Source organism: Ignavibacteriales bacterium, from assembly GCA_026390595.1.
Taxonomy (GTDB): domain Bacteria; phylum Bacteroidota; class Ignavibacteria; order UBA10030; family UBA10030; genus UBA9647.
Genome location: JAPLFQ010000023.1, coordinates 261,820 through 276,825 on the forward strand (window position 1 = coordinate 261,820; position 15,006 = coordinate 276,825).

At 55.0% G+C, this 15,006-nt stretch carries 12 protein-coding genes; all 12 read right to left on the reverse strand.

Going from position 1 to position 15,006, the window contains the following annotated elements; genetic code table 11:
- Nucleotides 1–8 precede the first annotated feature (8 nt).
- Entirely contained in the window at nt 9–2,690 is a 2,682-nt protein-coding gene (locus tag NTU47_13300) for a DUF5916 domain-containing protein (GenBank protein ID MCX6134783.1), read from the reverse strand.
- Nucleotides 2,691–3,013: 323 nt separating this feature from the next.
- Nucleotides 3,014–3,457, reverse strand: coding sequence for a hydrogenase maturation protease (locus NTU47_13305; protein MCX6134784.1), 444 nt, complete (start codon nt 3,455–3,457; stop codon nt 3,014–3,016).
- The gene (locus tag NTU47_13310) at nt 3,454–4,887 is read right to left on the reverse strand and encodes a Ni/Fe hydrogenase subunit alpha (GenBank protein MCX6134785.1); all 1,434 of its coding nucleotides are present in this window, start codon (nt 4,885–4,887) and stop codon (nt 3,454–3,456) included. Before NTU47_13310 ends, NTU47_13305 begins: the two co-directional genes overlap by 4 nt.
- Before the next feature lie 58 nt (nt 4,888–4,945).
- Nucleotides 4,946–5,482 (reverse strand): hypothetical protein, encoded by a 537-nt coding sequence (locus NTU47_13315; protein MCX6134786.1) that lies wholly within the window; start codon nt 5,480–5,482, stop codon nt 4,946–4,948.
- 154 nt (nt 5,483–5,636) lie between these two features.
- Nucleotides 5,637–6,371, reverse strand: coding sequence for a bidirectional hydrogenase complex protein HoxU (gene hoxU, locus NTU47_13320; GenBank protein MCX6134787.1), 735 nt, complete (start codon nt 6,369–6,371; stop codon nt 5,637–5,639).
- Nucleotides 6,372–6,374: 3 nt separating this feature from the next.
- On the reverse strand, nt 6,375–8,030 hold the full coding sequence (locus tag NTU47_13325) for an SLBB domain-containing protein (protein ID MCX6134788.1): 1,656 nt from the start codon (nt 8,028–8,030) through the stop codon (nt 6,375–6,377).
- On the reverse strand, nt 8,027–8,548 hold the full coding sequence (gene hoxE / locus NTU47_13330; GenBank protein ID MCX6134789.1) for a bidirectional hydrogenase complex protein HoxE: 522 nt from the start codon (nt 8,546–8,548) through the stop codon (nt 8,027–8,029). The genes NTU47_13325 and hoxE overlap by 4 nt, the downstream gene beginning before the upstream one ends.
- 585 nt (nt 8,549–9,133) lie before the next feature.
- The gene (locus NTU47_13335; protein MCX6134790.1) at nt 9,134–10,984 is read right to left on the reverse strand and encodes a bifunctional homocysteine S-methyltransferase/methylenetetrahydrofolate reductase; all 1,851 of its coding nucleotides are present in this window, start codon (nt 10,982–10,984) and stop codon (nt 9,134–9,136) included.
- A 29-nt stretch (nt 10,985–11,013) separates the two neighbouring features.
- A complete protein-coding gene (locus tag NTU47_13340; protein MCX6134791.1) occupies nt 11,014–11,370 on the reverse strand; it encodes a copper-binding protein in 357 nt (118 codons plus the stop codon).
- 6 nt (nt 11,371–11,376) lie between these two features.
- Nucleotides 11,377–12,369, reverse strand: a complete 993-nt coding sequence (locus NTU47_13345; protein ID MCX6134792.1) for an aspartate-semialdehyde dehydrogenase — start codon at nt 12,367–12,369, stop codon at nt 11,377–11,379.
- 20 nt (nt 12,370–12,389) lie between these two features.
- On the reverse strand, nt 12,390–13,655 hold the full coding sequence (lysA, locus tag NTU47_13350) for a diaminopimelate decarboxylase (GenBank protein MCX6134793.1): 1,266 nt from the start codon (nt 13,653–13,655) through the stop codon (nt 12,390–12,392).
- A gap of 11 nt (nt 13,656–13,666) precedes the next feature.
- Nucleotides 13,667–14,722, reverse strand: coding sequence for a DUF1611 domain-containing protein (locus NTU47_13355; protein MCX6134794.1), 1,056 nt, complete (start codon nt 14,720–14,722; stop codon nt 13,667–13,669).
- Nucleotides 14,723–15,006 lie beyond the last annotated feature (284 nt).

The following is a 15,006-nucleotide window of genomic DNA, read 5'->3' on the forward strand; positions in this document are numbered from 1 at the left end:
ACGATGCTCTACGGGTTGATCCAGTAGGTGAGTTTGATCGAGTAGACGTTGTCGGGGGTCATCCGCATCAGCCTTGTTGCATCCCGCTCAAAAGAAAAGTCCCCCCTGCTTTCGTAATCCGTTTTCTCGTTCGTCCAAACAAAGAAGAGAGTCGAACCGGGGAGATATTCCCACCGGAATACCATATTCGCGCGGACGGATTTGAAATTGAAATCCGGATTGCCGATTGTGAAACCAGGAATCACCCCGCTACGGCCGTTTGGATAGATTCTATACTCGCCGTCCGACACATCAATCTGTGAATCCCCCTCACCGTATCTGTTGAAGGTGAACGTCCCGGGCTGGGCCAATTCCATAATGCCTGAATAGGCTCCACTCGAGAGGATCGGCTGGAGGTACAGCTGAAGACTCATTTTCGGCGTGAAGGTCCAGTTGAGACGGAGAGTCGTGGAAAGCTGCTTCTGGTCGATTGCTCCGAAAAGGTATCGCGTTCCGTACGTGTTCGTTGCAAACCGATCGCCGATGGCATCGATGTACTGCGAAGCGCCATGAACGCGTGAATAGTCCAGGCTGAGACTGGTGTTGAGATTGCGCGAGGCCTTCCAGTTGAAATACATCCCCGAACTGTAGAGCCACCCGCCTGATTCACCCCTGCCCGCACTGAGATTCAGCGACCCGTACAACGATTCGCGGGAGTCACTCGAGATCGTGAACACCATGCTCCGGCTCGCGAGTGCTTTCATCAAAGGACCGCCCCGCGTCCGCTGATCATCGTACGATTCCCCGTTGTACGCCAGCGCCAGGTTCGCCGACCAATAGTTGAGGAGCTGAGCCGAGAGAAACAATCTGTATCCATCGCCGATCTTCCGTCCGCCGAAATCATACTGCCGTATGACGGCACCGGTGATCCCCTTCGATCGCAGGATACCTTCCGGTTCGTACCACTCATAACCGAAATAGATGTGCCCGTTGATGAAGTCTCCCCGGGTGAGAAATCCCACATCATTTGTTTCGAAGCCGGGATCTATTGCACCGAGCGCGGCATCAAAGATCCAGTTACCTGTGACCTTGTCAAGCCAGATGCGTGATGCCCAGCCTGTCATGGACATTGCGTTCGAGTCCACACCGAGATAGCCGACATCCGGACGCTGGAAGAAGTGCTGTGCCGAACGTTGAAGAGTTGTCATTCTTTCCTTCGTCCCGGAAACGCGGGATGCCCCGGCCCAGCCGGTGAGCACCCAAACTTTGCTTTCGTCCAGGAACGACCAGCCGTCAATGCCAAGGGAGAGCGCCCGGTCATTGAGCAGCCTCTTCATCCGGTCATCCCGTATATTTCGTTCGACCACGGTACCGAGCACACCAACGGCCTGACGCGCATCATTGAATTCCTTAAGCGTCCGAACGACGCCGTAGAACGTGAGGGGCTCGATTTCGTCGTTGAACCGGACTCCGGCCGAATCCACATCGCCGTACTCGCGGGCTGTCAGCGCGCTCACAGCCGCAAATGACCACGTGTTGGTGATCTTGCCGCTGACTTTTGCTGCCCCGAGGATCGTTGTCCGATCAGGGGTGTCAACAAATCCACTGTGCGTGACCTGACCTTGTGGGGCCCGGCCAACACGCCTGCTGTAGAAGAAGCTTGGATCTGACCAATCGAAATCCTGTAGCGACGGAGCTCCCCCGCGTCCGAAGCTGAGGATGTTTGACCCTTCAATGAAGAAGGGACGCTTTTCCTGATAATACGTTTCGTACGCTGTCAGATTGACAACAGCAGGATCGACTTCAACCTGGGCGAAATCGGGGTTCAGGGAAAGGTCGAGCGTCACGTCGCCCGCTAGGCCGATCTTCGCATCTGCGCCGAGATTCATCGGAAACTTACGCTGAAACTTGAAGGGATCCGTCCTTCCCAGATTGAACGCATCGACCGGAGCCTGTTGGACGAATTTCCCGGTCGCTGTGGCGTACGGAAGAAGCTCAATGCGCGGCGGGGGCTCAATTCCTTCAATCCCGACCAGCTCGGGCCAGCGGGAAACGCGAAGGCGGTCGGTTCTGGGATAAAACACGAGATAGGACTCCTCGTTTCTCCTCCTTATTCCTCTGTAGATCTCAATCCCCCAGACGTAGCGATCGGACTTCGCGAACCGCAGCTGCGAATAGGGAATGCGAAACTCCGCCGACCATCCCCACGCCTCTTTGCGAACTGCAACGTCCCACACACCATCCCAGCCGTCGTCCGTCTGTGTATCGTTCGAAAACGTCCCGTCCTGAATCGCACCTGCAGGATTGACCATAAAATACTGGCCCGTCCTTCTGTCGTGACCCGCGTCGATACCAATTCCCACTTCATCCGACTCCGAATCCTGGTCACGTCGTGCCAACCTTCCGATAATGGAGTCGGGATCGGAATCATAGAGTTTCACCGCAATGTAAAGCGCGTTGTCATCATACGCGACCCACGACTCGGTCTTCTGAGATGCGGGTTTTCCCTCATCGGGTTGACGCTGCGTAAAACGTGTTTCACCCGCACGCTGCCACGCAGACTCGTTGAGCTCTCCGTCAATCCTAATTGAACCGGAAAAACGAACCGCGGTGATGGATCGAACCGTATCGGGTTTCGGTTGACTTTGCGCGAGAAGCGGGCAAAACAACAGGCACCATTGGAGGGTCGAGATGGAGCGGGTCAGAAGCATGAATGAATCAGGGGTGTCCGGCTGTGCTGAGGTGAGATATTCGCAGAAATATCACGAATCGCGTTCCTAAAAGCAAGGGGATTATTAGAACCGCAAATCGATTTTGAACGTGGTATGTCACGAAAGGAAATGGTTGCGTAAACGTATTCACAAAAGGAGAACTGCAAGGACGCTTCCTGAATGTTCCCACCTTCTCAAGACCCTTGCCTTGGAACATCCGGATTGAATCCGCCGAAAACAGAAAGCTAAGGAAGCTTTCTGCTGATCTGATTCCTATGTGGACGCCCGGTGGCTTTGTGTCAAGAAGTGTGTCGGAGCACTTATCAGAACGTGGCTGGAAAAACGAGTTGCTGGAAATCGTTGACACACTGGTCGACGATTGCCCGAACGTTCGGAGAAGGCAACTCGCCGAGCGTAAAATCGTTGGCGGGAATTTCTATTTGAACCGTTTCGCGCGGAATGAGCCCGTACAGGTCGTTGCTCGCATTGAGCAACATCTGCGGAGTCATGGAATGCGAGTCATACTCAACCATAGCATCCGTGGGGCGCAGTTTTGTGACGCGCAGCTCTTTTGCTGTAGTGCTCGCGTCGATGAAGACCACCGTCCTGTAGTGCGCGAGCGTGACGGCCATGTCCGATGTGAGTTGCTGGACGGTGAGACATTCCACGCCAGGGTAGCGTTGTTCGATGCGTTCGGCCGCATAGACTCCTGCGGCGTCGTCGCGGCGGAGTGTGTTGCCGTATCCTATGACGAGCGTTTTGTTCATCGGGTCAGAGTAGTGATCACTTCACCTTGGCTGCCGAGTACCTCCAGGTGCATTGCCATGCGTCCGAGAGCGTGCGTTGAGCACGAAAGGCAGGGATCATAGCAGCGGATACCCGCTTCGATCCTGTTGAGAATACCTTCGGAGATCTTTCCCTTCTTGCCGTCGATGAAATGAGTGGCGATCTGACGGACAGTGCGGTTCATCGCAAGGTTGTTCTGGGCAGTCGCAATCAGAAGATTTGCCTTCTTGATTGATCCGTCAGGATTCACCCAGTAGTGGTGGAAGAGTGTTCCACGCGGAGCTTCGGAACACCCCACCCCTTCTTCCTTGTTGACGCTTGCCTGCGCGCGGATGTTCTTGCCGAGAATGGCCGGATCGGCGAGGAGCATTTCCGCTTTTTCGACCGTGAACATGAGCTCAATCAGGCGGGCATAATGATAATAGAACGAATTGTTCACAACTCCAACATTGCCGCTCATCGCTTTGAAGATACGCCGCTCGGCCTCGGCCAAAGGGGTCTCGATGAAATCGCAAATATTTACTCTTGCCAGCGGACCAACCCTGTACATTCCGTCGGGATAGTCAGCAGGCTTGTAATAGGGGAATTTCAGCCAGGTCCATGGCTCTGTTGCTTCACCAAAAAGATCAAAAAAGCCTCTCGGATCGAGCTCGTCGGCGATGGTATTGTCGTTGCCGTCCTTGATCCGCAGATGGCCATCGTAATACTCCAGTCCGCCTTTTTTTGAGACAAGCCCCACGAGAAGAGAACGGAAATTGCCAAACTGAGGAATTTCGTTCTTATACTCTTCGTGCACTTTCTTCAGCACATCCAGGGCGAGCTTCACAGTCCCCCTCGCTTCCGGAATGCACTCAAGCAAGTACTCGCGCTTGGCAGGATCCAGAGGATCCCGGACGCCTCCGGGGACCATCCCCGGCGTGTGAATCTTTCTTCCTCCAACGATTTCAATTATTTCCTGTCCGAATTTGCGAAGCCGGATTCCGCGCCGGACGAGTTCTTTATCATAAGCCATCAGGCCGAACACATTCCGTTTTGCAGGATCGGAATCGAAACCGAGCAGAAAATCGGGAGACGAAAGGTGGAAGAAACTCAAAGCGTGCGACTGCATCCATTGGGCGAGTGTCAGGAGCCGCCTTAGTTTGTCGGCTGTTTCGGGAATGTCGACCGCGAGAATTTCGTCCCCGGCCTTCGCAGAGGTCACCAGGTGGCTTGCCGGGCAAATACCGCAAATGCGCGCTGTAATGCCGGGCATTTCCCACAACAGCCTTCCCTCTGTGAATTTCTCGAACCCGCGGAATTCATTGACATGGAAACGGGCGTCAGCAACGTCGCCGTTCTTGTCCAGTTGCACCGTGATTTTTGCGTGACCTTCAATCCGACTGACAGGTTCTATCGTAATCGTCTTCGACATAGTACTCTCATTTTACAATCGGTGAGTATCTCTCTTGATGACCGCAACGAGCCGGCGATCAACCATACCGCATATAGGCGGTCGGAAGCAAGGGCTTCTTCCCCTGCAGCAGTTCGTTGACCGCTTGCCAGATTTCATCGGCAGTGGGTGGACAGCCGTGCAGGAATGCGTCGACTTTGATGACTTCGTGCAACGGCTTGACCTTGTCCAGCAGCATCGCGATTGTCTGTCCTTCATTGGGAACTTGTTTGTTCTTGTCCGCCAGTTCGACGTATGCGCGGCTCTCGACGTCATCCTTCTCGAATCTGTTCCTCAACGCAGTGACGTTGCCGGTCGTCGCACAGTCCCCGAACGAAACGACCATGCGTGAGTTTCTCCGGATGATGTGGGCAAGTTCCTCGTTCTCCACATTCGCCACCGCGCCTTCAACGAGCGTCACGTCGACGTTGTGGGGGAATTCCTTGATATCTGCAAGCGGCGAATACACGAGTTCCATCTTGTCGGCCAGCTCGATGAGCCGTTCATCCATATCGAGGAAGGACATATGGCAGCCGGAGCATCCGCCCAGCCATGCTGTCGCAACACGTGGTTTCATAGACTTCTGTTCTTTCTAATTAGAACCTATCTCAAATACACCTGATAGGAGCGTGAGAGTTTCACGCAAAGCCACTAGGGGATTGTTCCCTTTTCGTTGTTTTGCGCCTTGGCGCCTTTGCGTGAGAATCTTCAAGATGTTTTCCAGTGTAATACTATTCCTCTTCGTGCGCCGTGCTGATCCATTCCCGTTTGTTCCGCGCTGTCACAATGTACTTCAGGAATCCCCGTTCTTTTTGCATCTCGCCGACCGTCATGCCTTTTTCGAACAGCGCTCCCGTAGGACACACGCGCACACACTTGGCACAGGCCGTGCACGAATCTGAGAGAGCCCACGACTGGTCGAGCCCGGAGATGATCTCGCAAGTGATCCCGCGGCCGCCGATATCCCAGACGTGTGCCCCCTCTACTTCGTGGCACACGCGAACACATCGCGTGCAGAGGACACAGCGGTTTTGATCCATCACGAACTGCTTGTGCGAAGCATCGATTTTCTTGTTCGGATAGAGATACGGAAACCGCACGTATTCCAATCCAACCTCATAGGCAAGGTTCTGAAGCTCGCAATAATTGTTCACCACACAGACCGCACACTGGTGGTTTCCTTCCGACGCGAGGAGCTCGACGATCATCCGCCTGTATTTCTTCAGCCGCTCGGTGTTTGTCTGGACAACCATGCCTTCAGTCGGTTTCGTCGTGCAGGCCGGTTGAAGCTTTGGAGAGCCACCGATCTCCACCAGGCAGAGGCGGCAAGCACCGAAGGTTGACAGGCCCTCCAGGAAGCAGAGCGTCGGGATATGAATCTTGTGCTCGCGCGCCACATGGAGTATCGTGTCGGTGTCCTGGGCGCTAAACGTTTCGCCGTCGATCGTAAATGTGATAATCGCCATATGTTATGCCTTCTTCTCCAGCGCGCTGGAATTCTCGGGTGTTTCCACGAATCCTTCCGATTCTTTCAACACCGAAGTATATTCATGCTCAAAAAAGCGTATGCTCGAGAGCACCGGATTTGGCGCCCCCTGTCCGAGCCCGCACAGGCTCGTTTCTTTCACCATCGCGCACAGCTCCTTCAGCAGCTCAAAATCTTCGTACGTCGCCTTGCCGCTTACCACTTTTTCCAGCAGACCATGGATGTGTTTTGTGCCGACGCGGCATGGGATGCATTTGCCGCACGATTCATCCATCGAGAATTCCATGAAGTACTTCGCAACATCCACCATGCTCGCGGTGTTGTCCATGACGATCATACCGCCGCTTCCCATGAAGGAACCGACTGACGGGAGCGATTCATAATCGACTGGAAGATCAAGGTGTTCTTTCGTGACATATCCGCCCGAAGGGCCGCCGATCTGTGCTGCCTTGAACTCTGTTCCTTCCGGCGTGCCGCCGCCGATGTCAAAGATCACCTTGCGAAGAGGGACGCCCATGGGCACTTCAATCAACCCGGTGTTGCGGACATTTCCTGCGAGTGCAAAGACTTTCGTCCCCGCGCTTTTCGGCGTTCCAATTCCCGAAAACCACGCGCTCCCTTTGTTGATGATCGGTGCGACATTGGCGAACGTTTCGACGTTATTGATGAGGGTGGGCATGTCCCACAGCCCCTTTTCGCTCGGATACGGCGGGCGCGGTTTGGGTCTGCCGCGACGCCCCATGACGGAGCGCATGAGCGCGGTCTCTTCGCCGCACACAAAGGCGCCGGCCCCGATCCGAAGATCGATGCGGAAGTTGAACTGCGACTCGAGAATTCTGTTTCCCAGAAGCCCGATTCGTTCCGCCTGCTTGATTGCGAGTTTCAGTCGATCAATGGCCAGCGGATATTCTGCGCGGACATAGATGAATCCCTGTCCTGCCCCGACTGCGTAGCCGGCAATTGCCATCCCTTCAAGGATCCGATGCGGATCCCCTTCCAGGACGCTGCGATCCATGAACGCTCCGGGATCACCTTCGTCGGCGTTGCACACGACGTACTTCTGCTCCCCCTTGTTCTTGCGGACAAGCGACCACTTCAGCCCCGTGAGGTATCCGGCGCCGCCCCGCCCGCGCAATCCGCTTTTGCGAATTTCCTCGACGACTTCATCAGGTGAAAGCTCGGAAAGCGCTTTCGCCAGGGCCTCGTATCCGCCGTTGGCGACATACTCGTCAATGCTCTCTGCGTTGATACGCCCCATGTTTTCGAGCACGATCTTGAATTGCGAAGCGAAAAACGGCGAGGAGAGATCGAGCATATGTTCTTTGACGGGCCGTCCCCCGGCGATGTGCTCATCCACGATGCGGCGTGCAATGTCGGCAGTGACGCGCTGGTACAGAATATTGTCTGTCTGCACATAGATCAGCGGGCCTTCGCCGCACAGCCCCAGACAGCCCGTTCCGAGCACTTCGCATGTTTTCGTCAGTCCTTTTTCCTGGAGCGCACTCTTCAGGGATTCGCGTGCCGCGTCGCAACCGCTTGACACGCAGCCTGCGGACGCGCAGTACAATATCCGGTGGGTAAACTGGGCTTGACGCTCCCGTTCCTTTTCCGCGAGTTCGCGGAGATCTTCGACTGTCATGCTGCAACCTCCGCAGGCTCTTCCTGCCATCGTTTGACACGTTTCATGGATTCATCGACAGAAAGTTTTCCCGCCACTGCATCGTCGAGCACTGCGACCGGAGCCAGGCCGCATGATCCTACGCACCGCGCCGAGATGAGCGATATCTTTCCGTCTTTGGTCGTCTCGCCGAATTTGCAGCTGCATTGATGCTCCACAGCCTTCTGAATGTCCGCCGCTCCCTTCACATAGCACGCCGTGCCTGTGCAAAGAACAAACGTGTGCTTGCCCTGGGGCTTGAGGCGGAAGAAATGGTAGAAGGTGGCAACGCCGTGTACTCGGCTGAGAGGTAATTTGAGCTTGTGGGCAATGTACACGAGCAGATCGTCTTCGAGATAGCCGAAGATCCCCTGCGCGACGTGCAGAATCTCGATCAGCGCATCACCGCTCGCCTGATGCTTCGTGATTGCCCGGTCCAGCAGCTTGAAGCGGTTATCGCCGCTCGGATGCGTTGATGGTTTCTTTGCTTCGGTAGGCATAATAATTGCGTTTTCGTCTTATGGTCGTGATCTACATGAGACATGGTCGGCGACAACACAGCCCGGGGGCTGTTGCGGCACGCGTTCGCCGCCCTTCGTGACGAGCGAAGCACTGCGCGCATGACAAACAAAGGCGTGGCAGAAAGCTAAAAAGCTGCTGCAATGCTCGCACGGTGATGCCAACGGAGGAACTGTGAATCGAGGCTCTTTCGATGCTGACGACAGAAGCAACGTTGCAAAGCAGATTAAAACGAGCAGAATCTACTTCTGGAACATACTGATGGAGAAATCCAACGACATTCTGTGATCGTGAAAGCTCGCGCCTTGTTCCTCATCACTTCCGTGGAAATCCACGGTGCTACGGTCCATGATTTCTGGCAATATCAATGCCAATAGATTCTGGCTCAAAATGGCAAGAAAACCGGTAGTCCCTTCCGGCAATTGCGAACCCGAATCCTCTTCATTTCCAGAATCGTGAATGCAAACAATGATGTTTGTCAGTACGCAACTCAATCCTGACAGAAGAGCGACCGAATGTGACTGGATGTCCTGTGAACCGTAGGAATGGGCGAAGAAGGGGGAAAATCAGCGGATGGCTTCGAGAATCTGCGGAACAACCTCATATTTCTTGAACGGCGGCATAAGATATGCGCCTGCAACGAGATGACGTGCTTCGAGAAGAAACTCCTTCGTCAACTCAACGCCTGCGGCAGCCGCTTTATCACCTGCGTTTCGGAGTTTTTCTCTGGTGCTTTCAGGAATGATCATTCCTGGTATTTCATTGTGCAGGAATTCGGCGTGCCGGTGACTTCTGAGCGGAAGCACCCCGAGCATGACCGGCGTCTTCCATTGCTCGATCTGTTTGATGAACTGCTCAAGTGTCCTCATTTCATACATCGGCTGCGTAAAAATAATATTCACGCCTGCCTCGATTTTTTTCGATAACCGCCTGATCTCGCGATCCATGTCATCTGCTTTCGGGTTTGCCGCGCACGCGATCATGAACGAAGTTCTCTGTTCGATGGAATTACCCATCAGATCCTTGCCGGCATTCATCGCGCTGAGGGCACGAATGAGTCCTACGGAATCCACGTCGAAAACAGACGTCGCATGCGGATAGTCGCCGATGCTTGCAGGATCACCTGTGATACAGAGAATGTTGCGCAGTCCTAACGCGTGGGCGCCGAGCAATTCGGATTGCAGGCCGATCATGTTTCTGTCGCGCGTCGTAAGATGGGTCATCGCTTCGATGCCGACTTCTTTTTGGATCAGGAAGGAGAGCGCAATCGGACTGATGCGTAGCCGGGCGCGCGCACCATCGGTAAGGTTGATTGCGTCGACTCCATGGCGATGGAGGTAGCGGGCGCCATCGATGACCGAGGACATATCGAGTCCCCGCGGGACATCGAGTTCAGCGGTGACCAGGAATTTCTTTCCGATGTTTCGCTCAAACAACGAACGGGTATCCGGCAGCTGTTCGGCAACGGCGGCGTCTCCACCTGGTTTCGGTTTACGTCCGGAAGAAACCACGGCGGTCTCCCGAACGGTGATGTCCGGAGCCGGGCTGCCTGCGAGCTCATCCAGGGTCTTGCGCATTGCCCTGATGTGGGCAGGCGTCGAGCCGCAGCATGCGCCTATGAGCGTCACTCCTGCCTGTACCAGCTCCCGTGCGTACGCCGCGAGGTAATCAGGCGAGGTGTGGTACACAGAGCGTCCATCCTGCAGTGTGGGAATCCCGGCGGCCGGCTGGGCCGAAAGAATGATGCCATCCTTGTACATCGCCCGGATGATGCTGAACATTCTCTGCGGACCAACGGTACAGTTGGCCCCGATGACGTCGGCACCCCGTTCCAACAAGTGCTCAACGACCTCGAGCGGAAATGATCCGGCAAGAATCGAACCGTCTTCGGCGAACGCCTTTTGGGCAACAATCGGAATGGTGGTGAGCTCCTTCGCCGCCGCGATGGCTTCATCGAGCTCATGGAGACTGACAAATGTTTCGAGGAGAAGCAGATCGATCCCTCCTTCGAGAAGGATTTCGATCTGTTCTTTGAACGCTGAGCGGGCCTGGGAGAGCTTGATTTTTCCAATCGGCTCGAGCAGTTTTCCCGTGGGTCCAACAGAACCGGCAACGTACACATCGTCCCTGGCAGCCCTGCGCGCAATGTCCACGGCAGCCCGGTTAATTTCTTTTATCCGGTCTTCAAGATGAAACTGAGCAAGCCGGAACCGGTTGGCTGAGAACGTATTCGTCTCGATGATCTCCGCGCCGGCATCGATATATTCACGATGGATGCGCTCGACAGTTTTAGGGTTCTTGAGATTCTGAATCTCATGCGGTCGATCGCTGTAGTCATACAAATCCAGCAGCGTTCCCATCGCGCCATCGCACAGAATCGGACCCCGTTTCAACCGTTCGCGAAAATCGAGCTTCAAAGCATTCTCCACAACATTGTGTGTTCTTGTCAGCGGGTTTCTGATTGCGGAACTTTGGCGATGACAACTACGCTGTCGAGCCAGGCTCCGGATTTTTCAACAACGAGGAGGCCGCGCACCGAGTCGCCGACTTCAATTCCCTGCATCCTGGTGGTATCCGGCATGCTAAACGGCATTGTCATAGCCTTCATGTACTGGGGGATCTCTTCGTGTGCGATGACAATTCGCTTGCGGGCGGGTTGAAGAGCCATCACGAGGCCCTTGATGTGGTAGGTGCGCGCAGAGCCCGGATCTTTTCCCGCCTGTTTGTGACACCCGGCAGCGGACATAAGGAAAAACACCAGGGAGAGAACTGCCGTGCGAGTTTTGTTTCGGCGAGCGCTCATCACCGTTCATGTGCCTGCGATGAGAGCTTCCGCAATCTGCACTGCGTTCGTCGCAGCTCCTTTGCGTATGTTATCCGAGACGATCCAGAGATTGATGCCGTGGGGAACCGTGTCGTCCAATCGGATCCGGCCGACGAAGACATCGTCTTTGTCGAACGCCGTCAGCGGCATTGGATAGACATTGTGGGCGGGATCATCCTGCAGGACGACACCCGGAGCATGGTTGAGAACCTCGCGCACTTCGTCCACAGTGCACGGTTTCGCAAACTCAATGTTAACAGATTCGCTGTGGCCTCCCATCACGGGAACCCGGACCGTCGTCGCCGTGACGGGGATGTCGGCTTCCATGATCTTCTTCGTTTCGAGTTTCATCTTCACTTCTTCCTTCGTGTACCCGTCATCGAAGAAGACATCGATATGAGGCAGGCAGTTGTATGCGATGGGGTGCGGAAACTTCTTGTCGCGCAGGGGCCGCTGCGCCACCTCGTCTTCGAGCTGTGCAACCGCCCGCTGACCTGCGCCGGTCACCGACTGGTACGTCGATACCACCACACGTTTGATCGTGTACCGATCATGCAATGGTTTCAGAACAACGACCATCTGGATGGTCGAGCAGTTCGGATTGGCGATGATCCCCTTGTGTTTGAATGCCTGATGGCGGTTGACCTCCGGAACGACCAGCGGCACATCTTCATCCATGCGGAACGCGCTGCTGTTGTCGATAACTACTGTTCCCGCCTTCACGGCATGAGGAGCAAATTCCTTGCTGACGCTTGCACCGGCAGAGAACAGAGCGAAGTGGATGCCTTTGAATTTTTCAGGGGTGAGTGTCTCGACTTCAATAGTCCTGCCATTGAACGTCACTTGCTTTCCGGCCGACCGCTCAGACGCCAACGGCAGCAGCCGATTGACAGGAAACTTCCGTTCCTCCAGTACACGCATCATTGTCCTGCCAACGAGCCCGGTCGCCCCGACTACCGCCACATCATATGCTTTCATCGTCGCCTTCTCTCCCATCACTATAACAATTGTTCGATCGTCTGCCGCTCGCGTATGACGCGGACTTTGTCACCGTTGACAAGAACCTCGGCTGGACGCAGCCGGGCGTTGTAGTTGGAGGAAAGTGAAAAACCGTATGCCCCTGCGGTCATAACCGCGAGGACATCGTCCCTTTTTGACTTGTTCAGAGACCGGTCGCGCGCAAGAAAATCGCCTGTTTCGCAGATTGGCCCGACAACGTCTACCCGCTCGTGCTCATACGTCTGCAGTTTGAGAGGAACAACCTGGTGATAGGCATTGTACAGACTCGGGCGGAGCAAATCGTTCATCCCTGCGTCTACAACCACGAATTTCTTGAGGCCGTTCTCTTTCGTATAGAGAACTTTGGTCAGGAGCGCTCCGGAATTGGCGACGATCGAGCGACCCGGCTCAAACCAGAGAGTGCACCCCGTTTCCTGAAGAACAGGCAGCACTCCCTCGATGAAGAGATTCAATGGAGGAACCGGTATCGCGTCCGATTCCTGCGGCAAACCCTCACACGCCAGCGCATTCAAATACTGGACGCCAAACCCACCTCCGAAATCAAGGTGACTAATCGGCAATCCCGCTTCGCGCAGCGATCGCACCATCCCGGCAAGAAATCGGGCGGCCTCGACGAACGGCTCAACTCTCGTGATCTGAGAACCGATATGAGCATGGACCCCAATGACCTCGAGGTTCGGGAGCGTCGCCGCATACTGGAAGATGCCGAGCGCTTCTTCAGCTGGAACGCCAAACTTGTTTTGCTTCAAACCGGTCGTGATATACGGATGGCTCTGCGCATCGATGTCGGGATTGACCCTCAAGGTCACACGCGCCTTCTTGCCGAGCCGGAGGGCAACCAGCGAGACGATCTGAAGTTCCTGCGCAGACTCCGTATTGATTGAGTAGATGTCGTTCTTCAGTGCATATTCGATTTCATCGTCCCGCTTACCCACGCCGGCAAAGGTAATCCGCTCCGGCGCAAATCCCGCCATGAGGGCAAAATACAACTCCCCTGACGAGACAACGTCCGCCCCTGCTCCTTCCTGGGCAAGGAGCTTCAGCAACGCCGGGTTAGCGTTTGCCTTCAACGCATAGCAGACGAGGTGGTCTGTGCCGGCCAGAGGGGCCTCGAGCGTCCGGAAATTCTGAATGATCTGCTTCCGGCTGTACACGTACAGAGGTGTGCCGAATTCCTCGACGAGCTCCGATAACGGGACTTCCTCACAGCACAGCTCATGTTCTTCGTAGCGAAATGCGTCCACAAGACTCCTTCTTACGATCGTTTAGGTGGAGAAGAAAAATACTCGATCACAGCATCCGTCAATTTCTCGGGGCCAAAACGAAACGCATCGACCGCCGGCAGACCCGTCAAGTCAGTGATACGCCCGGCTGCTTCCTGTGATTCCTCGTTTGTGAGGCCGACAGAGTTGAGCCCAATGGCAACAACCTTGGTTTCATGGAAATACCTTACGACAGTTTCATGAAACGCGATCAACGTGTTCAGATCCGGAAGCACGAGTCCGTAATCGTCCTTCAAACGGGTCGGCTGATGGCAAAGGATCATCGCATCTGGCATGGTTCCATGAATAAGCCCGAGTGTTACACTCGAATATCCGATGTGCGTCAGCGCGCCCTGCCCCTCCACGAGAATATACTCGTATCCTTCCGCAACCGAACGGTCCACTTCCAGCTCGATCGCCCCTGCGATGTAGTCGCCGATCAGCGAATCGACGGCGACGCCTCTGCCGCGGATCATCATTCCTGTTTGACCCGTCGCTACGAAGTCTGTCCGAAGCCCGCGCCGCACCAGGTCTTTGTGAACCTCCAGCATCGTCGTCATCTTGCCGATATTGCAGTCTGTTCCGATCGTCAGAATGACCTTCGCCGATCGGGTCCGCCACGATCCTCTTGCGACAACCTCTGATTCGGGGAGGATCTTTCTGTAATCTGTCAGACTGACGCCGTGTTCTCCGGCAAGTGTCTTGAATTCAGTGTCGTCGGAAAGAATCGTGTGCAGCCCGCTCAGAATGTGCAGACCGGCCTTGATCGTATTCCGAATAATGTCCCGCCACGCGTCAGGCAATCGTCCGCCTGACGGTGCAATACCGATGAGCAAATGCGTTGGATTGAGCCGAAGCCCTTCATCAAGGTTTCGGACAACCGGAATGGGTCCCCCGTATCCGAGCACCTGTTGGGCATTCATGCCGGCCTTCGTACTGTCAATGACGCCTATGACTTCACCCGGCAAATAGGCAATTGCGCCGTTTGCCGTTTTGGACTTCAGCGGGCTGAAGCGTCCTTCCGCGAGTGCGAGTATCCGTCGCTGCATAAGCAAGAGATTCCGGGTCGACACATGCGCAGATGCTCCAGAGCATCATCCCCACAATTGACCGGAGGGCCGTCCGGCGAACCAAGATGAGCGTGGAAGTAACATATCTGCGGGTGGCTTACGCAGGTACTTACCAAAAAATGACGAGAAACTCAAGACTATTTGCCTGGCACGGCCTTTGTTGTGATCTTCTGTGTCACTTTCAGGTTTCGATTCTTCCCATTTTTGATTTTGACCTGCTTCCCAACTATCTTTGCAGGAAGCTTTTCAGTACCGAGCTCAGC